The sequence below is a fragment of the Neobacillus sp. DFD-2R genome (assembly GCF_057747865.1).
In genome coordinates, this window is record NZ_CM173228.1 from 4,116,955 (window position 1) to 4,141,594 (window position 24,640).

Annotated in this window: 31 protein-coding genes; 9 read left to right on the plus strand and 22 right to left on the minus strand. The window is 35.9% G+C overall.

Annotated elements, in window-relative coordinates:
- Positions 1–118: 118 nt before the first annotated feature.
- The gene (locus AC3ANV_RS20490; protein ID WP_488310509.1) at positions 119–1,333 is read left to right on the plus strand and encodes a nucleotidyltransferase; all 1,215 of its coding nucleotides are present in this window, start codon (positions 119–121) and stop codon (positions 1,331–1,333) included.
- Positions 1,334–1,364: 31 nt separating this feature from the next.
- Here AC3ANV_RS20490 and AC3ANV_RS20495 read toward each other — a convergent pair whose 3' ends face one another.
- Together AC3ANV_RS20495 and AC3ANV_RS20500 are read right to left on the minus strand one after the other, a co-directional pair.
- Complete coding sequence (locus AC3ANV_RS20495; RefSeq protein ID WP_488310510.1) at positions 1,365–2,384, minus strand: SepM family pheromone-processing serine protease; 1,020 nt, start codon at positions 2,382–2,384, stop codon at positions 1,365–1,367.
- Between the two features lie 8 nt (positions 2,385–2,392).
- Entirely contained in the window at positions 2,393–3,172 is a 780-nt protein-coding gene (locus tag AC3ANV_RS20500) for a patatin-like phospholipase family protein (RefSeq protein ID WP_488310511.1), read from the minus strand.
- Between the two features lie 216 nt (positions 3,173–3,388).
- Here AC3ANV_RS20500 and ylbJ point away from each other — a divergent pair, with 216 nt between their 5' ends.
- Positions 3,389–4,603, plus strand: coding sequence for a sporulation integral membrane protein YlbJ (gene ylbJ, locus AC3ANV_RS20505; protein ID WP_488310512.1), 1,215 nt, complete (start codon positions 3,389–3,391; stop codon positions 4,601–4,603).
- Positions 4,604–4,633: 30 nt separating this feature from the next.
- Here the strand turns inward: ylbJ and coaD are convergent, their stop codons facing one another.
- Together coaD and rsmD are read right to left on the minus strand one after the other, a co-directional pair.
- Positions 4,634–5,119 carry a pantetheine-phosphate adenylyltransferase gene (coaD, locus tag AC3ANV_RS20510; protein ID WP_488310513.1) on the minus strand — a complete coding sequence of 162 codons (486 nt, stop codon included), beginning with the start codon at positions 5,117–5,119 and terminating at the stop codon, positions 4,634–4,636.
- A gap of 13 nt (positions 5,120–5,132) precedes the next feature.
- The gene (gene rsmD, locus AC3ANV_RS20515; RefSeq protein WP_488310514.1) at positions 5,133–5,693 is read right to left on the minus strand and encodes a 16S rRNA (guanine(966)-N(2))-methyltransferase RsmD; all 561 of its coding nucleotides are present in this window, start codon (positions 5,691–5,693) and stop codon (positions 5,133–5,135) included.
- Positions 5,694–6,110: 417 nt separating this feature from the next.
- Between rsmD and AC3ANV_RS20520 the strand changes: the two genes are divergently transcribed.
- A complete protein-coding gene (locus tag AC3ANV_RS20520; protein WP_488310515.1) occupies positions 6,111–6,500 on the plus strand; it encodes a DUF7147 family protein in 390 nt (129 codons plus the stop codon).
- 37 nt (positions 6,501–6,537) lie between these two features.
- On the opposite strand, the gene AC3ANV_RS20525 is transcribed toward AC3ANV_RS20520, so the two are convergent.
- Positions 6,538–6,813, minus strand: a complete 276-nt coding sequence (locus tag AC3ANV_RS20525; RefSeq protein ID WP_488310516.1) for a YlbG family protein — start codon at positions 6,811–6,813, stop codon at positions 6,538–6,540.
- A 127-nt stretch (positions 6,814–6,940) separates the two neighbouring features.
- Here AC3ANV_RS20525 and AC3ANV_RS20530 point away from each other — a divergent pair, with 127 nt between their 5' ends.
- Positions 6,941–7,261, plus strand: coding sequence for a hypothetical protein (locus tag AC3ANV_RS20530; protein ID WP_488310517.1), 321 nt, complete (start codon positions 6,941–6,943; stop codon positions 7,259–7,261).
- A 28-nt stretch (positions 7,262–7,289) separates the two neighbouring features.
- Here AC3ANV_RS20530 and AC3ANV_RS20535 read toward each other — a convergent pair whose 3' ends face one another.
- From AC3ANV_RS20535 to AC3ANV_RS20550, 4 genes are all read right to left on the minus strand, one after another.
- Positions 7,290–7,736 carry a YlbF/YmcA family competence regulator gene (locus tag AC3ANV_RS20535; RefSeq protein WP_488310518.1) on the minus strand — a complete coding sequence of 149 codons (447 nt, stop codon included), beginning with the start codon at positions 7,734–7,736 and terminating at the stop codon, positions 7,290–7,292.
- A gap of 59 nt (positions 7,737–7,795) precedes the next feature.
- Positions 7,796–8,245, minus strand: coding sequence for a hypothetical protein (locus AC3ANV_RS20540; protein ID WP_488310519.1), 450 nt, complete (start codon positions 8,243–8,245; stop codon positions 7,796–7,798).
- A 100-nt stretch (positions 8,246–8,345) separates the two neighbouring features.
- Complete coding sequence (locus AC3ANV_RS20545) at positions 8,346–8,585, minus strand: YlbE-like family protein (RefSeq protein ID WP_488310520.1); 240 nt, start codon at positions 8,583–8,585, stop codon at positions 8,346–8,348.
- A gap of 14 nt (positions 8,586–8,599) precedes the next feature.
- The gene (locus tag AC3ANV_RS20550) at positions 8,600–9,004 is read right to left on the minus strand and encodes a YlbD family protein (RefSeq protein ID WP_488310521.1); all 405 of its coding nucleotides are present in this window, start codon (positions 9,002–9,004) and stop codon (positions 8,600–8,602) included.
- 150 nt (positions 9,005–9,154) lie between these two features.
- Between AC3ANV_RS20550 and AC3ANV_RS20555 the strand changes: the two genes are divergently transcribed.
- Together AC3ANV_RS20555 and AC3ANV_RS20560 are read left to right on the plus strand one after the other, a co-directional pair.
- Positions 9,155–9,637, plus strand: a complete 483-nt coding sequence (locus tag AC3ANV_RS20555; protein WP_488310522.1) for a PaaI family thioesterase — start codon at positions 9,155–9,157, stop codon at positions 9,635–9,637.
- Positions 9,638–9,845: 208 nt separating this feature from the next.
- Positions 9,846–10,223, plus strand: a complete 378-nt coding sequence (locus AC3ANV_RS20560; RefSeq protein ID WP_488310523.1) for a hypothetical protein — start codon at positions 9,846–9,848, stop codon at positions 10,221–10,223.
- Between the two features lie 65 nt (positions 10,224–10,288).
- Here the strand turns inward: AC3ANV_RS20560 and AC3ANV_RS20565 are convergent, their stop codons facing one another.
- Together AC3ANV_RS20565 and AC3ANV_RS20570 are read right to left on the minus strand one after the other, a co-directional pair.
- The gene (locus tag AC3ANV_RS20565; protein ID WP_488310524.1) at positions 10,289–11,293 is read right to left on the minus strand and encodes a CAP domain-containing protein; all 1,005 of its coding nucleotides are present in this window, start codon (positions 11,291–11,293) and stop codon (positions 10,289–10,291) included.
- 250 nt (positions 11,294–11,543) lie between these two features.
- The gene (locus AC3ANV_RS20570; protein ID WP_488310525.1) at positions 11,544–11,978 is read right to left on the minus strand and encodes a CBS domain-containing protein; all 435 of its coding nucleotides are present in this window, start codon (positions 11,976–11,978) and stop codon (positions 11,544–11,546) included.
- Between the two features lie 185 nt (positions 11,979–12,163).
- Here AC3ANV_RS20570 and AC3ANV_RS20575 point away from each other — a divergent pair, with 185 nt between their 5' ends.
- Positions 12,164–12,523: a YugN family protein gene (locus AC3ANV_RS20575; protein ID WP_488310526.1), complete on the plus strand. Its 360-nt coding sequence runs from the start codon at positions 12,164–12,166 to the stop codon at positions 12,521–12,523.
- Between the two features lie 46 nt (positions 12,524–12,569).
- On the opposite strand, the gene AC3ANV_RS20580 is transcribed toward AC3ANV_RS20575, so the two are convergent.
- The 9 genes from AC3ANV_RS20580 to cyoE all read right to left on the minus strand — a co-directional run bounded on the left by AC3ANV_RS20580 (position 12,570) and on the right by cyoE (position 20,547).
- Entirely contained in the window at positions 12,570–13,748 is a 1,179-nt protein-coding gene (locus tag AC3ANV_RS20580) for a GNAT family N-acetyltransferase (protein ID WP_488310527.1), read from the minus strand.
- A 94-nt stretch (positions 13,749–13,842) separates the two neighbouring features.
- The gene (locus AC3ANV_RS20585) at positions 13,843–14,307 is read right to left on the minus strand and encodes a DUF420 domain-containing protein (RefSeq protein ID WP_488310528.1); all 465 of its coding nucleotides are present in this window, start codon (positions 14,305–14,307) and stop codon (positions 13,843–13,845) included.
- Between the two features lie 94 nt (positions 14,308–14,401).
- Positions 14,402–15,307, minus strand: coding sequence for a cytochrome c oxidase assembly factor CtaG (ctaG, locus tag AC3ANV_RS20590; RefSeq protein WP_488310529.1), 906 nt, complete (start codon positions 15,305–15,307; stop codon positions 14,402–14,404).
- Positions 15,300–15,476 carry a hypothetical protein gene (locus AC3ANV_RS20595; protein WP_488310530.1) on the minus strand — a complete coding sequence of 59 codons (177 nt, stop codon included), beginning with the start codon at positions 15,474–15,476 and terminating at the stop codon, positions 15,300–15,302. Before AC3ANV_RS20595 ends, ctaG begins: the two co-directional genes overlap by 8 nt.
- A gap of 12 nt (positions 15,477–15,488) precedes the next feature.
- On the minus strand, positions 15,489–15,824 hold the full coding sequence (gene ctaF, locus AC3ANV_RS20600; RefSeq protein ID WP_488310531.1) for a cytochrome c oxidase subunit IVB: 336 nt from the start codon (positions 15,822–15,824) through the stop codon (positions 15,489–15,491).
- Positions 15,825–15,828: 4 nt separating this feature from the next.
- Positions 15,829–16,458 carry a cytochrome (ubi)quinol oxidase subunit III gene (locus AC3ANV_RS20605; protein ID WP_488310532.1) on the minus strand — a complete coding sequence of 210 codons (630 nt, stop codon included), beginning with the start codon at positions 16,456–16,458 and terminating at the stop codon, positions 15,829–15,831.
- Positions 16,458–18,329, minus strand: a complete 1,872-nt coding sequence (gene ctaD, locus AC3ANV_RS20610; protein WP_488310533.1) for a cytochrome c oxidase subunit I — start codon at positions 18,327–18,329, stop codon at positions 16,458–16,460. Before ctaD ends, AC3ANV_RS20605 begins: the two co-directional genes overlap by 1 nt.
- A gap of 34 nt (positions 18,330–18,363) precedes the next feature.
- Positions 18,364–19,419 carry a cytochrome c oxidase subunit II gene (coxB, locus tag AC3ANV_RS20615; protein ID WP_488310534.1) on the minus strand — a complete coding sequence of 352 codons (1,056 nt, stop codon included), beginning with the start codon at positions 19,417–19,419 and terminating at the stop codon, positions 18,364–18,366.
- Positions 19,420–19,608: 189 nt separating this feature from the next.
- On the minus strand, positions 19,609–20,547 hold the full coding sequence (gene cyoE, locus AC3ANV_RS20620) for a heme o synthase (RefSeq protein WP_488310535.1): 939 nt from the start codon (positions 20,545–20,547) through the stop codon (positions 19,609–19,611).
- Between the two features lie 705 nt (positions 20,548–21,252).
- Here cyoE and AC3ANV_RS20625 point away from each other — a divergent pair.
- Positions 21,253–22,167: a COX15/CtaA family protein gene (locus tag AC3ANV_RS20625; protein ID WP_488310536.1), complete on the plus strand. Its 915-nt coding sequence runs from the start codon at positions 21,253–21,255 to the stop codon at positions 22,165–22,167.
- Positions 22,168–22,206: 39 nt separating this feature from the next.
- On the opposite strand, the gene AC3ANV_RS20630 is transcribed toward AC3ANV_RS20625, so the two are convergent.
- Complete coding sequence (locus tag AC3ANV_RS20630; RefSeq protein WP_488310537.1) at positions 22,207–23,406, minus strand: FtsW/RodA/SpoVE family cell cycle protein; 1,200 nt, start codon at positions 23,404–23,406, stop codon at positions 22,207–22,209.
- Between the two features lie 193 nt (positions 23,407–23,599).
- A complete protein-coding gene (locus AC3ANV_RS20635) occupies positions 23,600–23,884 on the minus strand; it encodes an Fpa/YlaN family protein (protein ID WP_488310538.1) in 285 nt (94 codons plus the stop codon).
- A gap of 177 nt (positions 23,885–24,061) precedes the next feature.
- Between AC3ANV_RS20635 and AC3ANV_RS20640 the strand changes: the two genes are divergently transcribed.
- Entirely contained in the window at positions 24,062–24,559 is a 498-nt protein-coding gene (locus tag AC3ANV_RS20640; RefSeq protein WP_488310539.1) for a peptidyl-prolyl cis-trans isomerase, read from the plus strand.
- The last annotated feature ends 81 nt before the right edge of the window (positions 24,560–24,640 follow it).

Sequence of the window (24,640 nt, forward strand, 5' to 3'; positions counted from 1 at the left end):
GTCGATTCCTCCTTTTTAACTCCCTACTACGAAATAGACCTCTTTTGTAATTATTCCTAATACGGGAGTTTTTGCTATAATGTTACTACCTTAAAATTACAAAAAAGGAGATATACAGATGAAAGCTGTTGGTGTAATAGTTGAATACAACCCATTTCATAATGGACATGCTTTTCATTTACAAGCAGCAAGGGAAGCATCTGGAGCTGATGTTGTCATCGCAGTTATGAGTGGGGATTTTTTACAAAGAGGGGAGCCTGCTCTTGTTTCCAAATGGAACCGTACAAGGATGGCTCTTCTCGGTGGAGTAGATATCGTTTTTGAACTACCCTACAGGTTTGCTACCCAAAAGGCGGAGACCTTCGCAAACGGATCTGTTTCTATTTTAGATGCGGCAGGTTGTGAATTTTTATGTTTTGGAAGTGAAAGCGGGGATCTAGCCTCATTTTTGCAGACAATCAATTACTTAGAGGAAAAGCAAGCATCATATAATGAGAACATCAAAAGCATAATGAATACAGGAGTAAGTTATCCAAAAGCATTGTCGTTATCTTTTCAGCAATTGGCAGACTCAGAAAATTACTTGGATTTATCAAGGCCTAATAATATCCTTGGCTTCCACTACATAAAAGCGATTAAGCAACAAAAAAGTTCAGTTAGACCCATCACCGTCCAACGAAAGAATGCAAATTACCATGATGAAAATTTCACCTCCGAAACAATTGCTAGTGCCACTAGCATTCGTAAGGCACTTTTTTCAATTGAAAATAACAATGAATCCATTAGCCAATATATACCGGAAACAACGTACCAAATATTAAAGGAATATTTAAATGATTATGGAGTTTTTCATCAATGGGAGAACTATTGGAGTCTTCTACAATTTCGCCTTCTCCAAACAAGCCCCGAAGAGTTGAGAGAAAGCTATGAAATAGAAGAAGGTCTGGAAAATAGATTCATCGCATCAGCATTAAAATCGAATAGCTTTCAAGAATTTATGGAAAAAATTAAAACAAAAAGATATACATGGACAAGGCTTCAAAGAGCATGTGTCCATATTTTAACCAATACAAAAAAAGCTGAGATGGCTTATGACTCAGATAAAGCAAGTTATTTAAGACTTTTAGGTATGACTAAGGTTGGGAAAGAATATTTAAATAAAATGAAATCCCACTTCAGTCTGCCGCTCATTTCTAAACTATCTTCCTGTAAGCAAAAAGAGATTATACCGGATATCAAGGCATCCCGAATCTATTCACTAGCTGTCCCAAATCAGCTTAAAAGTGAATTATTGAGCCAAGAATACAACCAACCGCCAATTTATATCAAATAAAAAAAGATGATGCACACTGCACCATCTTTTTCTATTTTTGAGGCAGCTTTTGTAAGTAATGAACAGCATCGTCAAAGGTATCCACTGGGACGATTTTCATTTTTGTCCCAATATCTTTTGCTGTTTTTACTGCCGCACGATAGTTAGAATCCTTAGCGCCTTTTTCATTTGGGGCAAAAAAGATTTCTGCTCCTGCCTTATCAGCTGCGTTAATTTTTTGCTCGATGCCACCGATTGGTCCAACCGTGCCATTGACATCGATTGTTCCGGTTCCTGCAATATGATGCCCTTTCGTGATATCCTCTTTTGTTAATTGATTATAGATTTCTAATGAAAACATAAGCCCGGCTGACGGACCGCCAATTTCATCTGTCTTCACAGTAACATTTGGGTCAACATCGATTTCTTTATCATCTGTTAAGGAAATACCGATTCCAACCTTTTGGGGCTGTTCTTTAAATGGTTGAATCGTAATTTTTTTTGAATTTGTTTTTTTGTTTCTCACATATGTTAAGGTGACTTGATCACCTGCATGTTTTTTTCCTACATAATCAATAAATTGTTCAGAAGTAGAAAATTGATGCCCATCCACTTTAAATATCCGATCCCCAGCCTTAAGCCTACCATCAGCGGGCATACCGGGAACGACACTTACGACGTAGATTCCCTTATATTTATAGTGAACTGGTAATCCCGCTTTTTGATAAGCAACATCAATGGCATTTAACTTTGAGGCGGCCATAAGGTAAAGCTGTTCAGCGTTAAATTCTTCCTCTGTTTCTTTTTTGCCTAAGACCTGATCCAAAGGAAGAATTTCTTGATATTTTTTTACTTTCGCTTCCAAGTAGGAATAAATATTCGCTCTTCCCATCCTGACAGTTGTCAGCATAAAACTGCCCTTCTCCTTATAGCCGTTTTCTACTTTAATAATTGGCTCCAGCTCTTTTGCCATTCCAGGCTTTGTAATATAGTAAGGCAATGAATAAAACATACCTCCTATTAAAATGAATGCCATAACTAGAATAGCAACTAAAGATATTTTATTCCGCATCCGAAACTTTACCCCTTCCACTGCTCTATAACCTTTTTTATTTGATCTAGATGTTTTTTTGCTTCTTCTTCTCCAAGTAAAATCAACTCTTCAATGTTGGTAAAGGCACGTGAACTATAAATTTCAACTGGAGGACGCAGCATTATATCAGCAGCACCCTCCCGTTTGTTGATTATTTCTGTCTGCATGATATCAATGCTCTGCATAATAACATCATAAATCGAGGTAATTTCAGCATTACGTTTTACCATTGAGACATCGACGGCAATCACAATATCTGCGCCCATTTCTTTTGCTACAGACACTGGTACACGGTCGGAAACCCCGCCATCAACCAAGATTCTTCCATTATTTTTTTCCGGCACAAAAATTCCCGGAATTGAAATACTGGCTCTTACTGCATCCGCTACCGGACCGTTTTTAAAAACTACTTTTTCACCGGTTAGTAAATCTGTTGCAACGATACCTAAAGGAATAGTAAGATCCTCAATATTTTTCCCATGTGTAAAGACCTTAATAAATTCCTTCACTTTCTTCCCTGCGATAAATCCCATTTTTGGAACAGTAAAATCCAAAAAGTATTTCCGTTTAAATGCTGTGGAAAGTTTATATAATCGGTCCATATCAATGCCTGCCCCATAAAAGCTGCCAACAAGAGCTCCCATGCTGCTGCCGGCGATGAGGTGGATAGGGATTCCTTCGTCTTTCAACACTTTAATGACACCTAAATGAGCAAAACCACGGGCACCGCCTGAACCAAGTGCCAACCCTATTCTTGGATTCTCCATAACGGTCACTCCTTTTTACAATCCTCATTCTGAAAAAGGACAGTTTATGGTTGTACAGTGAAATCTCGTACAATCTTATGGTCTAAAGTACTCTTGTATGAGCATATTTTGTATTACAAGGACAAGGGTGCTGGTAGGATTCAATGAATACTCTTTATTTTATCATTGTATTAATTGATTAGACAAAAGTATCACCCTTGAAAGGAGGTCCATTTGTTGTTTCGTTCAAAACTAAAAACTATTTTTTTATCGATATCGGTCACAATATTAGCAGCCTCACTTATCTCCTTTCCTCAGGAGTCCTTTGAGGCTTCTATTCGGGGGCTTAATATGTGGTGGGAAATCGTATTTCCTTCACTTTTGCCATTTTTTATTGTTTCGGAAATGTTAATCGGCTTCGGTGTCGTTAAATTCATTGGTGTATTGCTGGAGCCTTTCATGAGGCCTCTTTTTAAAGTCCCCGGTGTGGGGGGATTTGTTTGGGCTATGGGAATGGCCTCCGGAAATCCTGCAGGAGCAAAATTCACCGCACGATTACGACAGGAAGGTCAATTATCTAAAATTGAGGCGGAAAGGCTTGTTTCTTTCACAAGCTCATCCAATCCTTTATTTATTTTTGGTGCAGTATCTGTTGGGTTCTTTAATAATCCGAATTTGGGAATTCTACTAGCTTTATCTCATTATTTCGGGAATATTTGTGTTGGAATCATAATGAGATTTTATGGTAATGAAAATACCCTTATAAGGGAGAGTGGCAGAAAAAAATTTTACATTAGGTCTGCCTTTACGGCATTACATCAAACAAGATTAAAAGATAATCGACCTATTGGAAAACTTCTCGGTGATGCTGTCACTTCATCGATTCAAACTTTATTAATGGTTGGTGGATTTATTATATTATTTTCTGTAATTAACAAACTCCTTTACCATTTACATATTACTGCTATACTCGCAAAATGTGTTGAAAGGCTTTTATCAGCTTTATCTTTTCCTACTATGTTAAGCATACCAATTATATCGGGATTATTTGAAATGACTCTCGGAAGCCAACTGACTAGTCATGTACAAGAAGCATCACTATTACAAAAAGTAATGATAACAAGCTTTATTCTTGCATTTAGCGGATTTAGTGTCCAAGCACAGGTTGCCAGTATTCTAGCCCAAACAGATATCCGCTTTCAGCCTTTTTTCTTCGCTAGGGTTTTTCACGGTATATTTGCCAGCCTTTTTGCCTTTTTATTGTGGAATCCCATTTATTTACGATTCTATCGTAATGTACAACCAACCAATGCCCTTGCGGATGGTTTCTTTGAAAAAGGAACATGGCTCAACAACTTTTACCATAATCTTATTGAAGTTGGTCCAGTGATTACAATCTTTTCCCTTGCAATTTATGTCATGATTTTATTTTATAGAGTAAGTAAAACGTAAAAAGGATGACTCAAGTCATCCTTTTTTACTTTATAGACGATAAAATTTTTGATGTAAGGCCCTTTCGACTACCGGTGGTACAAGTGTTGAAATATTACCATTGTATTTAGCAACTTCTTTAACAATACTGGAGCTTAAAAACGAATATTGATTATTCGTCATGATAAAGAAAGTCTCGACATCTTCATTTAGTACCCTGTTCATTGAGGTAATTTGCATTTCATATTCAAAGTCTGAAACTGCTCGTAAGCCCCGAATGATAGCATTTGCGTTAACAGACTTTGCATAATCAGCAAGAAGACCTGTATGTACATCAACTTTCACATTCGGCAGATCTTTTGTTACTTCTTTAATCAGATTGATACGCTCCTCAACGCTGAATAACGGATTTTTGGATGAATTGTTCAGTACACTAATATAAACTGTATCAAATACTTTGGCCCCTCTTCTAATAATGTCTAAATGGCCATATGTAATTGGATCAAAACTCCCTGGACAAACTGCAATACTTGCCAAAAAAGACTCCCCCTCATTGCTCAACAAATCTAGAATAAATTGTAACTGCAATTATCCCATATTTTTCGTGTTTAATTTCTGTTAATTCGCCGATTGTTTCCGGTAATTCTACATCATGGCTATGCTCGCATACAACAATTCCGCCGTTTTTTAAAAGATGATATTCCTCTATTTTTTCCATTAAATTTACTAGCTGTTGTTTTTTATAAGGGGGATCTAAAAAAATGTAATCAAAGTTTATACCCCTCTTAATAAGAGCTTTTAATGCTAGTGCGGCATCATTTCGATAAACCTCAGTTTTCTCTTCAAATTTACAAGCTTGAATATTTTCATGGATAATTTGTATCGCTTTTGACTCACGATCAATAAAAATAACTTTTTCTAAGCCTCGGCTAAGTGCCTCGATGCCTAATCCACCACTACCGGCAAAAAGATCCAGACCAATCCCTCCATCAAAGTAAGGACCAATCATATTAAATAAAGCTTCTTTAACTTTATCGGTAGTGGGTCTGGTAGTATTTCCCGGAACTGCTTTTAACGATCTTCCCTTACAAACGCCTGAAACTACTCTCATTTTTTATCACCACTAATTATATCAAGAATCATTTTCTCCACTATCCTATCATAATTACTATATATAGCCAAATAGTAAACAGTGTGAAAATATCTCAATAAATACGTTAACACTATTCCCACGTTAAAATTGTAAATTTTATTTAAATATACGTATAAGGTTATTGGGAATGGAGATAATGTTACTAACAACATCAATTCGAAGATGTTGTTGCCAACCGCGGAGAAGACTTACGTTTCCCCATAAGTTCTTCCTCCGGTTTCTCCTCTCCCTTTGCCTTCTATCCTTTTTGAAGGATGTAGAAGGACCCTGCAGATAAATGTCTGCAGGGTTTTTTCTTTTTAAAATGGAATTAAATTCAATGATGAAAAATGGTAAAATATAATTGATGTATTTATAGAAAAAGGAGAGTTTTCATTGATTCAGCGCTTTATTGAGTTAGGAGAAGGATATTCCGATTTGTATGAGCTAATAGAGCTGGCAACGGCAAACAAACACCGTATTCAGCATATGATGGCATTGCACACCAAAATTGATACAAAAGAGGTTACTTCGTTAGTAGTTGTGTTAAAACCTACTGATCCCGGAAAATTTCAAGCAATTTATATTTGCCGAGAGGGAATTCCAAACCCTCATTTTTTACCCAATAAAAGATATGATCTTTTTGCTAAGACGGCCGAGGAGCTAAATAAACAAATATGCGAGCTATCTGTAAAACCTTCATCTCTTTTTCATGAAAAAGATTTATTTTACCAGCATTTAATTGGTATTTTAAGACTAAATCATTTTATCGCACCACTTCAATAAGAAAACAACAAAAGGTGAGGGTTTATCCCTCACCTTTTTAAATGCCCATTTTATAGTCGTATTCCTTTGCCTTATCGGGTGCTGAATTTTCATATTCCATTTTTAAGAAAGGCTTATAGGACGGTTCCACTTTCTTTACAAATGAAAAAGAATTCAATTTTTCAACAATCCCATCCAATTCATCCTGATTACAATATAACACGACGTATTTTAATTTTTTTGAGACGTAATGTACATTTCCGAAGCGCCTTAACATTTTGGCTTGTTTTAATGAGTAAAGCCAAACGACCAATCCTTGTCTTTGAACAAACATACCTTTTTCCCCTTCAACAAACCATCATTTTTTATTAAGTCTAGCATATTAAAACGCTTTATTTCAATTCAAACTTTATTTCTATTTTACATAAAATGAATTAACTCCAATGATAAGGGTGATAAAAATGGAATTAGAACCCGTTTGGCAGTTCTTCATTGATCGGCTTTTACAATGTGATTTCATTGATAAAGCATATTGGAAAAAAGTAACAGGTATTCCGTTTTTATATATAATTTCACCTATTTGTATATCACAATGTGAAATTGACAAGGAAATCATAAAGTGTTCTGCCTTTGTAATGAAAGGAAAACGGTTACACAGTGATACAATCTTTGTCAGAAAAGAGGCGGGCCTCTACGTTTACAGGCATCGATTTTATGTACCACAAGAAAAAATGTTTTGTTGCGGGAATCTTTGTGAAGATTGTACCCGTCTAAAAAATTAAAGTAAAAAAAATCGGCTAAGGCCGATTTTTACGCGGAGCATCCACAGCTTCCTCCAGACCCGCAACCGCCACCATGGCTGGTGCCTGTTTCAAAAAATGGGTTCCCAGTTGATACTTTAATATGTTTAGAAACAGCGCCTCCAACTATAACACTGATTTCATCCAATAAATTTTGCAAATCATTTTCTGCTAATTTAAAATCAGCAACAAGCGGGTCTAAATCCATTGCTCTTTTGCATTCCCGGATTTCAGTCATGACCCTTTTATAGTCAGGATGGTATTTACCAAACCGCTGAACCTCTTCATAAAGCTCTTTTAGGCTGACAAAACGGCTAATCTTCCTTTGTGACTCCTGATTACTTCGCAATTTATATAAACAAATGTGATATTGTTCTGCTATATCAGAATCTAATACCATTCTAGCCAAACGCTCAGCACTTTCTAATAATTCGATTCCCTCTAAAGTAGCAAGCAAACACGCTCACCTCCATTCACATTTTACCATGAAAGGATGTAGAAAGCGAAATTTACCTATTACCTTGGGATATTTACCAAAAATTCCTTCATTATCCCATATGACTCATTATTTAACTGAACCACTTCGAGCTTTAATTTATGATTTCCCGGAGATAGTCCCTTAACAATAAAGGCAGCTGAAGTAACCTCCTGTTTTTTCCGGCCATCAATCCAAACCACCATCTTTCCGATTTTTTGCATCGACTTGTCTGATTCCCGGAAGCTGATCCCAGTTAGAATACACTCCACAAATAGATTGTTCCCCTTTGTTTCATATTGAACAAATAACGAAGGGGAATCACTTGTATATTGGCTAAAAACGGGTATTATATCCTCCTGGAAAGAGCCATAATGATCCATTTGTCCAATTTTGGGCATTGTTTCTGATTTTGGTACATCCATTTCACATCCCGAAATGATTCCCAATATGATCATAGAAAGAATTAAAAACTGAACATTTTGCTTCATTCAAATCACTCCTTTTTTGTATTGTTCGCCTCCTTTTTAATTTTTAGTCTCTTTCAAAACGTAATAAAAAAGGCCACAATTCCAAAGAATGTGCCCTTTGTTAATTTTGATTTTTCATTGATTGAAACATATGAAACATCATAGATGCCATTTGAACGCTATTAGAGAACTTTTCTACCTGATGTGGAATTGTTTTTTTATAATAATTCAATGATTCAATTTCCAGCGTTTGTAAATCATGAGGGTTTCTGGAGAGCTTCCTATACCAGTACGGCTGCTCCCGGACAAATTGCTTCAAATCTTTTTGACTCTCTAAGTACGCTAGCACATCACTTCTCATAATACCCCCCTCGTTTAGTCTTTTCTAAATAAAAAAGGATGCTTAGGGCCTTCTTGCGGCTTTACTTGATTTCCGGTTGGATTGCTCCCCTGAAATTGTGAGATTACGCCTTGGATTGCTCCAAGTGCTTGGCTTAAATTATTAATATGGTGTTGAACTTGGTTGGGGTCCATTTTTTTTACCATTCCCATTATATTGGACATCCAATCTCCCTTAGTTTCGGTTTTTGTTTCCGGTTCAGATTTCTTTTCTGTTCCAATCGTCTCCCACCGCTTGTCATCTTCACCTAACAAGTACCAGTCCTCATATAATTCCTGCCAGGTTGCATTCCCATTTCGGACCTCTTGAATTATTTTGGGATTATTTTTGACAAATTCTTTAAACTTAAGAACGGAAGGATGCAATTTTTTTTGCGTCATTTTTCTCACCTCTGCCCATATCAATCGCCAATAATACAATATGAAACCAAATCAAATGTGTGAATACTCTTCTCACAATGAAAACATTTTAAAACACGACTTTTTAATGGTAAGATGACAACAGATATAGAAATGAAAGAGGTAAAGAATATGAATGATCACTTAATTAAATTATTAGAATCATGTATTGAAAATAGTTCTGAAAAGGATCTAAATGCTCTTTCCTTTGTTTTAGAAGGAATACAAAATAAGATCACAGAAAAAAACACAACCTATATTGACGGTTTACTTCATATGGAAAGAAAGTTGGATGAAAATTCCTGCGAAATCACAGTTCCTAACAACCCAATTCTTTACAATAACTTAAATATTCTCCATGGCGGAATAACTGCAACAGTACTTGATACAACAATGGGGACATTAGCTAACTACCTTCTTCCCAAGGGCTTTGGAGCAGTGACCAATCAGCTTAATATTCATTACATAGCTCCAGGAACTGGAGACAAGATTCGCTGCCGAGCAGAAATTGTTCATAAAGGAAGTAAAACGATGGTCATTTCAGGAGAAGCCTATCGTAATGATGGAAAGAAAATAGCCTATGCAACAGGGACATTTTTTATCATTCAAAAATAAATAAGAAAAGCGCAAGCGCCCGGTTAGCGACGTATGGACTGGAGCGTTCAACTGAGATAAAGGAAACACGGAGAGCGAAGCGATCCGATGTTGACTTATCGTAAGGAGAAGAGCGAAGTCCACTAGTCGCTGGGCGCTGGAGCTGGACAATTCTTAAAGTCAAAATTTATACATTCTTATCTTTTAAGCGGAGGAGTATGATCATTAAATGGTCACCGCCATTGTGATCCCGATTTTATGCCTTTATTTTTTTTGGATTACGAGAAAAGAGATGAAAGTGCAAGAGGAAAAATGGCTTGCAGTCGGAAATATACGAAAAGAGGCTGTAATAACAGGGAAAATTAAAAGCTCTACAGCGGAAAAACAACGCTTTTACCACAACCGTTTTATTTATGTTCAAGAACTTAAGCTTCAAACGGTGTCAAAACAAATCATTGTAAAAAAGATGACCCCCGTAACAAATAATGCAAAAATTGAACCATTTACGGTCGGAGATACGGTTCGAATCTACGGAAGCTGGGAAGGTAATCAATTTTTCTTTCATGAATTTGAGGTGGTTAGCTCCGTTAAAAACACTAAAAGGTAACTACTGTCACCTTTTAGTGTTTTTAGCTAGTGCTTCTCCAGTTCTTCGAGTCGTTGCTGCTTTTATTATTTATCCCATTTTTGAATAAAGTCCTGAGTATAGTACTTTTGATATACCCCGACACCAAGGTGGGAAAAGTCGTTATTCAATAGTGAATCACGGTGTCCTTTACTGTTTAACCATCCTTCAACAACTGCCGGTCCATCCGTATAATTTGCGGCAATGTTTTCACCTGCGGTTTGATACACTATTTTTGCCGCCTTTAAACGGTCTGAAAGACTTCCGAACTTCTTAGAGGTATGTGAGAAATTATTGTTTTCCGCCATATCCTTACTATGCCCAAATGCTACCACAGCTGTGGTTTCGTCCCATTTTAACGGTTGTAGATCATTTCTTGACCTCAAGACATTTGTTATATCGAAAATTTCCTTCTCTGTTCCACCTTCAACCGTTTTCCACATTGCTTCAGATAATACTGGTGATTCAATTAATTGACCATGATAAGTTAGCTCATAAGGCCGCTGTTTAATTAGTGTTTCAGCATCCATGAAACGAACACTTGAAAGATTTCCGGTGAATTTATCTATATAGAGCTGAACATATACATTTCCTAACTGAACCATTGGTCGTATATTTAAATCTGTATCGTTAAGTTCAAAACGATAAGAATTACCATTCAAATCAATATTAATATTCGCATCAATATACTGAGTATTAAAGATTTCTTCGACTGGCTGTCCGATTTCAAAGGGGGCAATATCCAAATTATCACCCATCGCAAAAACCGTTACAACACGATTATTTTCAACACCAACCTGTACATAACGAGTCGTATCAAGATTATAAATATACCATTGATAACCGTACATAGATTCATCTATTCTTTGCGGTTTACCCAATTCTTTTTCTATGTCAATTAGGTTATGACCAATTAATACTCCCAATCCTTCAGTTGGGTTTTCCGTAGAAGGCTTATCAGTCTTATTTTTAGGAATTTGTGACAAAGATTGTTTTATTTCTGCTTTTTGGTGATCCTTAATCAAAACATCATTATTATTGTTATCATTCAAATTGGAATAAAATCCTATGATTAAAAAAACTGCAGAGAGTATAAGGATTCGCATTAATGTACGCAGAGGTTTTCACCCTCTCTATTACTTTTTCTATCATTATATGTGTGTAGACAATTTAATTATATCACCTATTCATTATTAGTTCATAGGCTGAAACAAAAATGACAGAAAAATAAAAACTATTTCCGTAAAACAAAACAGGTACCGTCGGCACCTGTCTTATTTTACGAATTTCAATTGTGAATAATTAATGCTGTACTCCATTATAATTTTGTTCAGAAATTTCAGTTAAAGCCTGTTTTGCTTGATCATCCGTTAATTCACGTATCGCAAAATCACCTAGTGAAACAATTCCAATTAATTTATCTCCCTCAACAACCGGAAGGCGGCGAATTTGATGCTCTGCCATCATCTTAACTGCTTCTCTACTAGTTGCATCTGCAGAAATTGTAAACAGATTGTTACTCATTATTTCTTCTACTTTTGAAGAAGCCGGGTGCTTTTCTGCGACACATCTTAAAACAATATCACGGTCAGTGATCATCCCCACAAGCTTATCCTGATCAACAATTGGAATCGCGCCAACATTTAATTCTTTCATTTTAACGGCCACTTCATAGACATTATCCAATAATGAACAGCTTTCTACGTCTTTAGTCATAATATCTCGAATTTTTTCCATTAATAATACCCCCTAATTGGTTCGAAAAAGTTTCGTAACATTTTTGTAGGTTGTCCAAAAGGGAATTATTTATGTATACGTTGCAAGTTGAAACATTTTCAACTATTATTAAATTGAATTAAACTTGCTATAATACCAATAATTAAACATAGGGGTAATCGCATTGTTTTTAGGAGGGATTTTTTGTGAAGTTTGAGAATACGGGCATTGAAAAAATGAAAGCAGAATTAAACCGCTTAGATGAAGTAATGCATGACCATGGTTTAATTCGTGCAGGTCAATGGGACTATGAAAGGGTTACATACGATCGAAAGTTTGAATTGAGAGAAGGCGTCTTCTACCTTCGTGTTCAAGGTTATACTATTGAAGGTGATGTTGATACTTTTAAGGCAACCATTCAATTAATGACACCACTTTTAGGCAAACATTACTATCCACATGGTGTAGAGTATGGGGAAGGAGAAGTGTTCCCTTCTTCACTCGTAAATCAATGTAAGAAAATCCTTGATGATGTAAGAGCTGAAATAAGTAAATTTGCTGAATAAATTAAAAAGTGGAGACACATGATTTTCAATCATGTGTCTCCACTTTTTAAAAGAAATCGTAAAAAGACGGCTTACTATTTGGAATCATTGTATCTAATTTAACGACCTCCGCCTCCGAGCCTTTTAAATAGCCTAATTCATATAACTCTAACGGCCTTTTATAGCCAAATAATAAGGCTGAAAGGGCATTAACTGTTAATTGGATTCCCCTTTTAGGCGGCTGGACACAACGACTGCCTTCTTTTTCTTTAAAAACCTTTATTTCTCCCTTTCCAACTAAATAACTGCCATTATTCCAAGGAGCAAAGGCATCCTCAACATGAAGAAATATAGCTTCATCAATTCCTTGTATAAAAGGAAATTTCTTTAAACAAGCCTCAACATCTACCAGCCTTGCCATAAAATAAGGTTCAACCTCCATTTTCACCTTCGGCTGCTGCAAGAAAAAAGGAAAGGGATCATGAATTGGCAGCTTAATGCTTACACTTTCAATCATGGAATCATGCTGGCAAATAAAATTCCAAAGTCCAACCCTTGCTTCATGATCTAAAGCTATCAGTTCCTTAATCTCCATTTTTCTTTCTTTTACGTTATATAAAATATAACCTTTCGCATCATTGAGATGGTTATAATAGACAGCAATTTGAGAGTCGTTATTATACACGGATTTTGTCCACCATTCGGTATTACGAACAAGCATCCCCCTAAAACCCTTACAGCATTCAATATAAACATTTTCTATCTCTGCGTTGTGAATTTCTTTTGAAAACCGCTTAATATTTCCAGGTTGAGAGTCAAGGAATTTAAAGTTTGCTTTTTCAATTGTAAGCTTTTTAAATTCACTTAAAATCTCCCAACCAAATTTCCGATAAAAAGAAATATCAAATGGGTGCAAAAGTGAAACTATTTGTAGGTCTTCCCTCATTTGCTTTAAAGCTTCAATAATTAACGATTTAACATATCCACTTCTCCGAAATTCCGGATAAGTCGCAACGCCGGCAATCCCGCCCATTTTCCATTTTGCACCGTTCATATAAATATAAAATGGAATAATATGAAGTTTGGCTGCCAGATTGTTTTCTTCCCAAATTCCTAAAATTTTATGATCTCTCAACATTTCTTTTCTCGAAAGAATATCAGCTTCAGAAATTTTATATTGAAAAGCATACATAGAAAGCTTCATTGACTCTAATAAATCTTTTTCTCCAAGTCTTTTAATGTCCATAATTAACGCCCCCCTATATAAATAATTTCTCTTTATACAAGGTAATTTCCTACCAAAAACAAAAAAAGTGCCCTTGCAAGGCACCTTTATGGGACTAATAACCAAGAATTGCTTTTATCATTGAAGTGGTCTCTCCACCTTTATAAAAAACGTAAAGCAATAAATAGACAGCAATACCTGTTATCGCTGTAAAGAACCAAATGATACTTGTGATCGGACCGAGTCTACGATGAATTCGAAGCTTGTTTTTAAAACCCGTTAGAATCGAGGTCAACCCAAAAACCGCACCTGATGTCGCTAAAATAATATGGAAAACTAAAAACAGAGTATAGTAAACCTTGATATTGCTTGGGCCTCCAAAGGATGTATTCCCAATAAAAATGGTTCTTGATACATAAATAATAAAGAAGATTAATGCAAATATGCCGGCTACAAGCATCGTTTTTTTGTGTAATTCAATATTCCTTTGCTTAATTTGCCACCAACCAATTGCTATTGTAATGGCACTCAAAACAATAAAAGAAGTACTAATCGTCGGTAATATTGGTAAGGAATTCATCTAAAGCCCTCTCTTTGCCTTTATTCTACAACAATTTTAGTGTAGATAATCATTTTTTTCAATGAAAAAGAAAATCCCCCAATTTTATGGGAGATTATTCAACAATCGATGGATTTAACGTTTGTTTCATTTCCCTTTCAGAATCAGCTTGATCTTTCCGGTACCAATCAAAGAAAACACGACCTAACATAACACCATAAATGATTTCCTGAATCACCTTCATTAATACCCCGCCAAGCTGTTGGTCATGAATTAAGGACATTGAACTAAACAATTGCGGTCCACTTAAATTTAGGTTAGAAAAGTTTGAAGAACCAACACATAACCTCATCGCTTGAGCCCAGACATGAGGATCGGAATAGGTCAAATAGATTGGATGATCTACGAAAATAATTAATGCACATGCCGGTGTCAGCAATATCCCACCTGCAAAAATATAACCTACTTTTTTAATCCCGTTTAATGTCTGATAATTTGGGTCCTCATTGATTAACGGCCACCACATAAAGATGGCAACTGTAAACAATAATAGGGAATAACCGGCATGTAGCCAAAGGTTTGGCATCACGTGATCAAAAACTATTGGTACATGATAAAAGGAAAAGAACATATTAAATAAAATTAAGGCGATTAAAGGCTTAGTAAAAAACCTGAACATCGAATCAATAAATCGAATAGTAAATAACCCTCTCCATAACCAAACAGGGATTCCTAATATAAATAAAGGGGGAACAATTAAGACTAAAACAGCCATTTGGATCATATGAACATAAAACATGAGATGTGCCATCAAATCAAGGGGGGACCCTTTAATTGCATATAACAGGGCAATTGAAATTGTAAATAACCAACCTTGACTAGCCGTTAATGGCTCACTATCTTGAAACCATGTTCTAAATTTAATAGTAATTAGAAAATAAGCTGCTATTAATAAAAGTAAGAAAGCAAAAAAATATGGGCTCCAAAGTGCTTCAAATCCAAAAATATCCAAGCTAAGCACTAAAAATCACCTCAATGTTAGTTAAAGAATCATGTACTATTATACCCTTAGTAAGTCTATTAAGCCAAAGTAATATTCCCTTTATTTTAATCCCAATATGTTCTATGTTTTTACCTACAAAAAGAAAATCGGCTTTTAGCCGATTTTCTTTATTAAGCATTTCAAGCAAATATTCTCCTGATTACCACCAAATGATGGTTGAAAATGCCAATATTGTAATTAATCCTACCAATAAACCTGAGTAAAGAAACAGAGATGGGGCTTCATGACCTTTATGGCTCATGTGCATGAAATAGTAAAGCTGAAAAATCACTTGAACAACAGCTAGAAGAATGATGAATGGTACTGTAAACCAAGCAGTAAATCCTTTTATTCCGACTGCTGCAAAAGCAATTAAAGTTAAGAAAATCATCAAAGAGAAGGAAACAATTTGATATCTCATTTCTTCTGCACTTTTTTTGCGACGATATTCAATGTCAACTCTTGGGTTACCTGAATTTAATTGTTGATTTGCCATCAGTTTATCCCACCATTCCCATTAAATAAACTACTGTAAAGATGAAAACCCAAACAACATCGATAAAGTGCCAATATAAACTAAATACATAGAACTTTGGCGCGTTGTACAGGTTCAATCCCCTCTTGGAATTGCGAATCATTAATGTTAGACACCATAAGAGACCAAAAGCTACGTGACCTCCATGGAACCCAACTAGTGTATAGAATGCGGATCCAAAAGCACTACTTGTAAATGTGTGGTGAAACTCAGTAACATATTTGTGAAACTCATAAACCTCAAGGCCAAGAAATCCTGCACCCAATAACACAGTAATCCCCAACCAAAGCATCATTTTCTTAAATGAATAATTTTTCATATGATACATGGCATAAACGCTCGTTAAAGAACTAGTTAAAAGGAGCATTGTAGCCACAAAGGTAAGCGGTAATTCAAACAAATCTTTAGCTAAATGCTGGCTTGAATTCGGAACTTTATCTTTCAAAGCTAAATATGTGGCAAAGAGAGAAGCGAAAAGAACTGTCTCTCCCCCTAAGAATAACCAAAATCCTAAAAATTTATTTTTCGCCTCAAGGGTGGATTTTTCAGGCTCAGCAGGCCATGTTTCATAAGTAAATTTTTCTTCAGCGTGCATTATGCCTTAGCCCCCTTTTCAGAATCTTCCATTAACTCTTCTTTATGAATATGGAATCCATGATCATCTTTAACGGAACGTATAAACATAGACCCTAATGTAACCAATAAGCCAATAATTAAAACTGGCAATGCCCAGGCTCTACCATCTACATGATACATTGCACCAAAAGCTGCAATAAATAGTCCAAGAGCAATCGTAAACGGTAAAAACGATGAATTTGGCATATGGATATCACCTAATGGCTCAGCAGGCGTCATGCCATTTTTACCTTCCATTTTTTCTAACCAATATGCATCTAAGCCACGAACGAGCGGAAGCTGTTTAAAATTGTAAAAAGGTGGCGGCGATGGAATTGACCATTCCAGAGTCCTTCCGTCTCCCCATGGATCATTACTAACTCTAACATTTTTCACAGAAGTAATAATTATGTTAAGCAAAAGAACGATAACGGCAACGGCCATAAAGAAGGCTCCTACCGAACTAATCATATTTGCTGTTTCAAACCCTTGGCCTGGAAGATATGTGAATACACGTCTTGGCATTCCCCAAAGACCTAAGAAATGTTGAATAAAGAATGTTAAGTGGAATCCGATTAAAAATAACCAAAAGGTAATTTTTCCCATAGTTTCATTTAACATTGTGCCAAACATTTTTGGCCAGTAAAGATGCGTACCGGCAAGTATCCCGAATACAACCCCGCCAACAATAACGTAGTGAAAGTGGGCTACTACGAAATAAGTATCATGATATTGATAGTCTGCCGCTGCTGAAGCAAGCATGACCCCTGTAACCCCACCGGCAACGAATGAAGGAATAAAAGCTACTGCATAATGCATAGGAGTCGTGAATTTAACACTGCCTCCCCACATTGTGAATAACCAGTTAAATATTTTAATTCCTGTAGGTACTCCAATTGCCATTGTTGCAACCGCAAAAATGGCGTTTGCTACTGGCCCTAACCCATCCGTAAACATGTGGTGAGCCCAAACCATGAAGCCTAAGAAACCGATTAGTACAGTTGCAAATACCATGGAAGAATAACCAAACAAACGTTTTCTAGAGAACATTGGGAAAATTTCTGAAAAAATCCCAAATGCAGGAAGAATTAAAATGTAAACTTCAGGGTGACCAAATATCCAGAATAAATGCTCCCAAATAATCGTATTTCCACCCATTGACACTTCAAAAAATTTAGCGCCAAACAAGCGGTCAAACATCATTAACACAAGACCTACTGTTAATGGTGGGAAAGCAAATAAAATAAGTGCTGAGGTAACAAATGTTGTCCAAGTAAACAACGGCATTCTCATATAGGTCATTCCCGGGGCACGCATATTAATGACGGTTACTAGGAAGTTAATCCCGCCAATAAGTGTACCAAAACCGGAAATCTGTAGCCCTAAAATATAAAAGTCTGTACCATGTCCTTTTGAACTAAGCGCTAATGATGCGTATGATGTCCATCCAGAATCAGGCGCTCCACCTAAAAACCATGAAAGATTTAAGAAAATTCCTCCAAAGAAGAATAACCAAAATCCAACGGCATTAACAAACGGGAATGCAACATCACGCGCACCAATTTGTAATGGCATTACCGCATTCATAAAAGCAAAAATAAGCGGCATTGCAGCAAGGAAAATCATTGTTGTTCCATGCATCGTTAATATTTCATTATATAATCCGGCACTTACAAAATCATTATTAGGTACTGCAAGCTGGATACGGATAAAAATGGCTTCCAATCCGCCAACTAAGAAGAAAAATCCACCTGCAATGAGATATAGGATCGCGATTTTTTTATGGTCAACTGTTGTTAGAAAATCCCATAATGTCGCTCCAAACCCCTTCTTTTGAGCGTAGGTACTCACAATTTTACCTCCCTTTCAACCAAATCCCCTATTATTACTGAACTTTTAATCCCATTAAATAATCTGCTAAAGCATTAAGCTGATCTTCAGACATTTGTGGATATTTACCAGCCATTTTATTTCCTGGTTTGTAGGTTTCAGGATTTCGAATCCAATTTTTTACTTCCTCTTTTGTATGTGGCAAAATACCTGCGACACGGGAACGATCTCCAAAATTTGTTAAGTTCGGAGCAACTCTTGCCGTATCAGGCATTTTATTAGCAGGTGTTACAGCATGACAACCGATACAGCTTTTATTAAAGATTTCTTGTCCTTGTTGAGCTGAGGCCGAATCCGCTTTTTGAGGCGCTTTCACATTTTTCATCGCTGTTACCCAGCTATCAAACTTGTCTTTGCTAATAGCTTTTACTTTGAAATCCATTAATGCATGGGATGGCCCGCAAAGCTCAGCACATTTACCATAAAAAAGATTTCCTGCTTCATTTGCTTTAGTATTATCAAACTCCAACCAGAATTTGTTTATATTATCTGTGTCAACGTCCAATTTACCGCCAACTGCCGGAATCCAAAATGCATGTTTAACATCCATTGATTTTAAATTAAAGTATACTTTCTGGTTCGTAGGAACCACTAGTTCATTACTTGTTACAATACCTTTACTTGGATATTCAAAATCCCACCAATATAAGTGCGCACGAACATTTACAACAAGCGCTTTTGAATTTTTACTATCCATCTGAGATACATCTGCAAGTTTAAAAGTGTCTGCTACAGTCGGAACTGCAAGAATTAGTAATAAAAGAATAGGAATTACTGTCCAAATGATTTCTAATTTGTGACTTCCTTCCACTTGCTTTGGTATGCTTTCGTCTTTTCTTCTAAAACGAACCAATACCAAAATAAAGATGATGGTTACAACGAGAATTACCCCAACCATGATCAAAGTGCTTAATTTCATTAAACCATATTGCATGTCTGCAACTTCACCGGCAGGCTGTAACGTAGATAAGTACGGTTTACCACACCCGGAGAGAAAAAGCGCTAAGATCGCAAAAAACGGAACCAAACGCCAATTTGCAAGCCTTTTCATGCTTAATCAAACCCCTCTTTCGTTATTTATTTCTTTTAAGCTGTTGACCAAAGAAGTATGTAAAATATTCTTTCCTACCGGAAAGAGAATTAGGCGGCTAAAAAGCTTTTGCCTACAAATCAGCCGCCTGTTTCTATAAAAAGAAAGCGTTATCTTCCTCTTTAAGCAAGAATGAATAACAGGCAAAAACTAAATCAATGTTACAATAACCATCGCCACAAACATAATGGTTAAATATTGTAATGAGTACACAAACATTAATTTTGCCCACTTTATATCGTCTTTGATCTTATATCCATAAATCCCTAATGCCAGCCAACCGATATTTAATACGGTTGCAAGAATTAGAAATGGGATTCCTAATTTCGTAAGAAAAAATGGAATTGGCAGTAATGCTGCTACCCAGAGTACAATATGTTTTTTTGTTGTTTTAAAACCTTTTACGACTGGCAGCATCGGTATGCCGGCTGCCTTGTATTCTTTTACCCTTCTCATCGCAAGTGCGTAAAAGTGTGGTGGCTGCCAAACAAACATAAGGACAAACAATGACCATGCCATTACATCGAGATTTGCATCAACAGCCGCCCAGCCAATAAGTGGAGGCACGGCCCCTGAAATACTGCCGATAACTGTATTGGATACCAATTGTCGCTTTGACCACAACGTATAGAGGAAAACATAGCTAAAAACTCCAAGCAGTCCAATTACTGTTGCAGTTAACGTAGTAAATAATAAAGACAGTGTACCCAGAGCTATTAGGATAATACCTAATATAAGAACTTTTGAAGGGAGTATTTTCCCCGTAACAGTCGGTCTTTCCTTTGTTCTCTCCATCAAATGGTCAATATCACGATCAACATAATTATTGATAGCACAGGAACCTGCTATTATGAGAGACGATCCCGCTATTGTAAAAAATACAATATCAAGGTTATTTAGAAAGCTCTGACCAGTGAAATGAAGAGCCAGCCATATACCTGTAAAAGTTGTTATAAGATTAGAATTCACAATGCCAATTTTGATTAAAGCCGTAAAGTCTTTCCATACCGAGTTTTTTACTATATCAGTTTGCAGGCCTGAAGTGTCGCTTTCAATTGCCGCTTCCCCATAGCCCTTTGAATTGGACATAAATTCTCCTCCTAAATATTTATCACAAATATAGACAATTCGAGGCATATTGATACTTACATACATTTACGCCACAATCTATATTGAATCAAAAATTCACCTTGCGTTACAATATTTAAGCTCCCATTCGCCATCCCTCTAAGCTTAAATCATATGATTCAGATGTGATTCATAAAACACTTTCTCTGTATATTAAATCACACTTTTGGACATTTTTGTGAAATTTTTTCGAATAATTTTTGAATAATTTGAGGCTAGCTTTATTTTATTGTATAACCTTACATTTTCCTTTATTTCCTTTTTAATGTACTAAATAAAAATTTTACAACCTACGAAAAACAATGGTGTATAAAGCAATATGATAAGGGGCAATTGTTTTTTCTCTTAAGAGAATCCTACAAAATAATGACCACATTTTATTTCTAAGAGAGCGTTTTCAATGAACCGATAGTTTTTACTATAATAATAGTGGAAACAAATAATTATTCAGTAGACAACTGAATTTCTAAAAGTTATTCTAGATTATGTGTGAAATTCTGTTTTTTTTCATTGTAATTCGTTATGATAAGTAAAGCAGCAAGCCTTAACAGGGCTCTTGAGCTAGACTACGAAAAAGAAGCTTTTTTTTAAGTTCTTTTTCAACTATTATAATGTCAAGATTATCCATTGACAAATAATTGAACTATTATTAAGAAGGTGAATTTTTTGCGACGTTCTTTAAAGTGGTTGGCGGTCGCAACTACAATCGGAATGATATTTGTTTTAATAGGGGGAGCACTAGTAACCAAAACGGGATCCGGGATGGGATGCGGCAGGTCCTGGCCATTATGTCATGGTCAATTTCTTCCTACACATATTACCTCTCAATTGATTGTAGAACTAGCTCATAGACTCGTATCCGGGGCTGTTGGGGTTATGGTTCTCATTTTATCTGTTTGGACATGGAAGGCTATCGGGCATATTCGGGAAACAAAGTTTCTCTCTTTTCTCTCATTTTTCTTTTTACTGCTCCAAGGATTAATCGGAGCAGCAGCTGTTAAATGGGGACAATCCGGTTTTGTTCTTGCACTTCATTTTGGTATTTCACTTATTTCTTTTTCAGCTGTTTTATTACTTACCTTGTTAATTTTTGAAATTGATAAGAAATTTGAAGCTGAAAAGCTTTACATCGATAAAAGAATGGGCTTTCACATTGTAGCTGTCTCGATTTACAGCTATATCGTAATCTATTCGGGTGCACTGGTCCGGCATACGAAATCCAGTCTTGTATGTCGGGATTGGCCGTTATGTTTGAACGACGCACCTTCCTTACCGAATAATATATATGAGTGGGTTCAAATGGGACATCGGACCGCTGCAGGATTTATATTCATTTGGATTGCTTATATAACGTATTTAGCTATTCGTTATTATAAAGATCAAAAAGTTCTATATTGGGGTTGGATCATTTCATTTTGTCTCGTTACATTGCAGGTAATTGCTGGTGCATCAATTATTTTTAGCCGCCTTAATCTGTATATCGCCTTACTACACGCCTTCTTTATTACTTGTTTATTTGGTGTATTAAGCTATTTTCTCCTTTTATATTCAAGGTCAAGAAAAAATAATGGTTTAAAATAATAAATAAAAAGTTGCCGAATTTTATCGGCAACTTTTTATTTATATATAGAAAACCTTCCCATCACTTTGCTGATCCTTATTTGGTACCTGATCCTGCTTATTTTTATATTTCTTTTCGTATTTTACAAACATTGATATGTTCACAAGAATGCCCGTAGCAAGAGCTAACTGTAGTAACGAAGAACCTCCATAGCTTACAAATGGAAGCGGAACCCCCGTTAGCGGTATAACACCTGAAACACCTGCCAAATTAATAAATGACTGAATACCGATCATACTTGATATTCCAATAGCAAGTAAGCTTCCAAATGGGTCCTTACATTGGAGAGCAATGTAAATACCTCTTAAAACAATATAACTTAACAAAAGGACGACAATTCCAACTCCCCAAATTCCCAGCTCTTCGGCTATAATTGCCATAATGAAATCTGTATGTGATTCAGGAAGGTAGCCAAGCTTCTGAATACTTCTCCCTAAACCCAAACCATTGATTCCTCCGGAGCCGATGGCAATATAAGAATTGGCTAAGTGAAAACCGGCATTTTGTGCGGTTGCGAAGGGGTCACTTAATACAGCAAAACGATCTAAACGCTTTACAGAAAAAATTTTGTTCCATAGAACAAGGATAAAAGGAGTTATAAGGATCAAAACCATTATCATTAGTTTCATGATATTTTTTAAACTCATCCCGGAAGAAAAAATAATCGTTATAGCAATTAAAGCAATAATAGAAGCAGTACCGAAGTCAGGCTGAATGGCAATAAAACCGCAAGCTAGAATAAGATAAGCCAATGGTGGAAGTACTCCCTGATTAAACTTATTAATATACTGCTGTTTTTTAGCGTAAACTGCAGCTAAATAAATAATTACACAAAGCTTTACAAATTCTGAAGGCTGTATGCTTAATGGACCAATCTTAAACCAGCTTTGCGCATTCCCGGCAACATGTCCAAAAACAAATAGTCCGAATAGTCCGGCAAGCGAAATTATGACCATTGGCAATAAAAATTTGGTGCTTTTTAAAGCCTTATAAGGAAATACGGCAGTAATAATAAAAACAACAGCAGACCCTAACATAAATAATTTTTGTTTTTGATAAAAATAATCACTTGCAACGTCATATCTTTGTACCGCATAAGCCATGCTTGCACTATAAACCATAACTAAACCAAACGCTGACAAAAGGACAATCGCAAGGATTAAGTAATAATCATATGACTTAAGTATTTTTTTAATCATTTATTTCTTCCCCATCTTTTCAAGATTGATTTATAACTACTATTATAATAGAAAATGCATATTATTACTTGAGGAAAAGTAACTGAGTTACAACATTTCCTTGGATTTTAATAGTTAAAATACGAAAGACCAATTTCTTATTACTAATAAAAAACTCAAACAATATAAGGGAATTGTTTGAGTTTTTATGTTCCTATTTTCTTTTGGATGCATCATGCAACGCAGATAATTCTCTTTCTAATTTATCTAAAATCGCCTTTCCATCCTTAACATCAATTAAGCTTAGTCTAACCGCAAAATCTATCTCTCTAGACAATCCAAACATTTGTGTATCCAACACCTCTTCATAAAGAGGGCATTGAGGCATCGTGAGATTGTCCATTTGCACTTTTATAAGCTTTAATATTTTTTCAGCGTCAGCCTGTAATATGGCATATGCTTTTTCCTGATGATTCACGATCATTTCAGACGCCAACATTGATCCCCCCATTTCAGAGCGACTACTCAACTTATCTATAAATTTTACCGTTAAGAACTAAAAATTGCAAGAACAATGAGACCATGACAATATAGGAAATTCTTTTATCCCCTTCAAATGACTTTCTCTCAAAAACAAGCTATACTTATATATTGTTAAGAAGCGGAGGAATAGAAGATGGAAAACATTATTTTACTATCAGGCAGTGTTAAATATAAGATTACTCTTGATCCCGGTGTTTGGATTTTTGATGACCGTCGAATTGATTTAAATACTTATTTTACTTCTAAACAAGAAAATGCAAATGATTTAGAAGAATATACGAAGGCGGTTTCTAAACATTGGGACCGTGAAATTGTCGAGGGTGCAATACACCCCCCTACCTTAAAAACCGAAAAGAAATTTGAAAAGGAGAAGATGTTAACCGGATCATTCGGAATTCCTTTTAAACCCTTTTTAAAAAATGCAGAGCCATTTCATGATGCAACATCTTTAGTAATTAAATGTTCAGATGGTGATATAGAATTGCCGATGGACAAGGCCTATGACCTAATACTTGGTTTTTCTAAAAACGGAAAGCCAATTACTGTCGATGGACCTGTGCATATTTATTTTGGTGATGGGACGAATCAACAAGAGCCGATTAAAAACATTAAACAATTTATTGTTAAATAAGGCTCTTTTCGTAAACTTTGTTGCTTTTGAAGCTTAATAAAGTTCATTTACTAAGTTTCTAGGCAATTTTCGCAAACGTTC

Excerpts from the sequence above, each read along its gene's own strand:
- AC3ANV_RS20490 (WP_488310509.1), top strand. The coding sequence starts at position 119 with ATGAAAGCTGTTGGTGTAATAGTTGAATACAACCCATTTCATAATGGA.
- AC3ANV_RS20495 (WP_488310510.1), bottom strand. The coding sequence starts at position 2,384 with ATGCGGAATAAAATATCTTTAGTTGCTATTCTAGTTATGGCATTCATT.
- AC3ANV_RS20500 (WP_488310511.1), bottom strand. The coding sequence starts at position 3,172 with ATGGAGAATCCAAGAATAGGGTTGGCACTTGGTTCAGGCGGTGCCCGT.
- rsmD (WP_488310514.1), bottom strand. The coding sequence starts at position 5,693 with ATGAGAGTAGTTTCAGGCGTTTGTAAGGGAAGATCGTTAAAAGCAGTT.
- AC3ANV_RS20525 (WP_488310516.1), bottom strand. The coding sequence starts at position 6,813 with ATGTTTGTTCAAAGACAAGGATTGGTCGTTTGGCTTTACTCATTAAAA.
- AC3ANV_RS20530 (WP_488310517.1), top strand. The coding sequence starts at position 6,941 with ATGGAATTAGAACCCGTTTGGCAGTTCTTCATTGATCGGCTTTTACAA.
- AC3ANV_RS20540 (WP_488310519.1), bottom strand. The coding sequence starts at position 8,245 with ATGAAGCAAAATGTTCAGTTTTTAATTCTTTCTATGATCATATTGGGA.
- AC3ANV_RS20545 (WP_488310520.1), bottom strand. The coding sequence starts at position 8,585 with ATGAGAAGTGATGTGCTAGCGTACTTAGAGAGTCAAAAAGATTTGAAG.
- AC3ANV_RS20550 (WP_488310521.1), bottom strand. The coding sequence starts at position 9,004 with ATGACGCAAAAAAAATTGCATCCTTCCGTTCTTAAGTTTAAAGAATTT.
- AC3ANV_RS20555 (WP_488310522.1), top strand. The coding sequence starts at position 9,155 with ATGAATGATCACTTAATTAAATTATTAGAATCATGTATTGAAAATAGT.
- AC3ANV_RS20560 (WP_488310523.1), top strand. The coding sequence starts at position 9,846 with ATGGTCACCGCCATTGTGATCCCGATTTTATGCCTTTATTTTTTTTGG.
- AC3ANV_RS20570 (WP_488310525.1), bottom strand. The coding sequence starts at position 11,978 with ATGGAAAAAATTCGAGATATTATGACTAAAGACGTAGAAAGCTGTTCA.
- AC3ANV_RS20580 (WP_488310527.1), bottom strand. The coding sequence starts at position 13,748 with ATGGACATTAAAAGACTTGGAGAAAAAGATTTATTAGAGTCAATGAAG.
- AC3ANV_RS20585 (WP_488310528.1), bottom strand. The coding sequence starts at position 14,307 with ATGAATTCCTTACCAATATTACCGACGATTAGTACTTCTTTTATTGTT.
- ctaF (WP_488310531.1), bottom strand. The coding sequence starts at position 15,824 with ATGGCAAATCAACAATTAAATTCAGGTAACCCAAGAGTTGACATTGAA.
- AC3ANV_RS20605 (WP_488310532.1), bottom strand. The coding sequence starts at position 16,458 with ATGCACGCTGAAGAAAAATTTACTTATGAAACATGGCCTGCTGAGCCT.
- coxB (WP_488310534.1), bottom strand. The coding sequence starts at position 19,419 with ATGAAAAGGCTTGCAAATTGGCGTTTGGTTCCGTTTTTTGCGATCTTA.
- cyoE (WP_488310535.1), bottom strand. The coding sequence starts at position 20,547 with ATGTCCAATTCAAAGGGCTATGGGGAAGCGGCAATTGAAAGCGACACT.
- AC3ANV_RS20630 (WP_488310537.1), bottom strand. The coding sequence starts at position 23,406 with ATGATTAAAAAAATACTTAAGTCATATGATTATTACTTAATCCTTGCG.
- AC3ANV_RS20635 (WP_488310538.1), bottom strand. The coding sequence starts at position 23,884 with ATGTTGGCGTCTGAAATGATCGTGAATCATCAGGAAAAAGCATATGCC.
- AC3ANV_RS20640 (WP_488310539.1), top strand. The coding sequence starts at position 24,062 with ATGGAAAACATTATTTTACTATCAGGCAGTGTTAAATATAAGATTACT.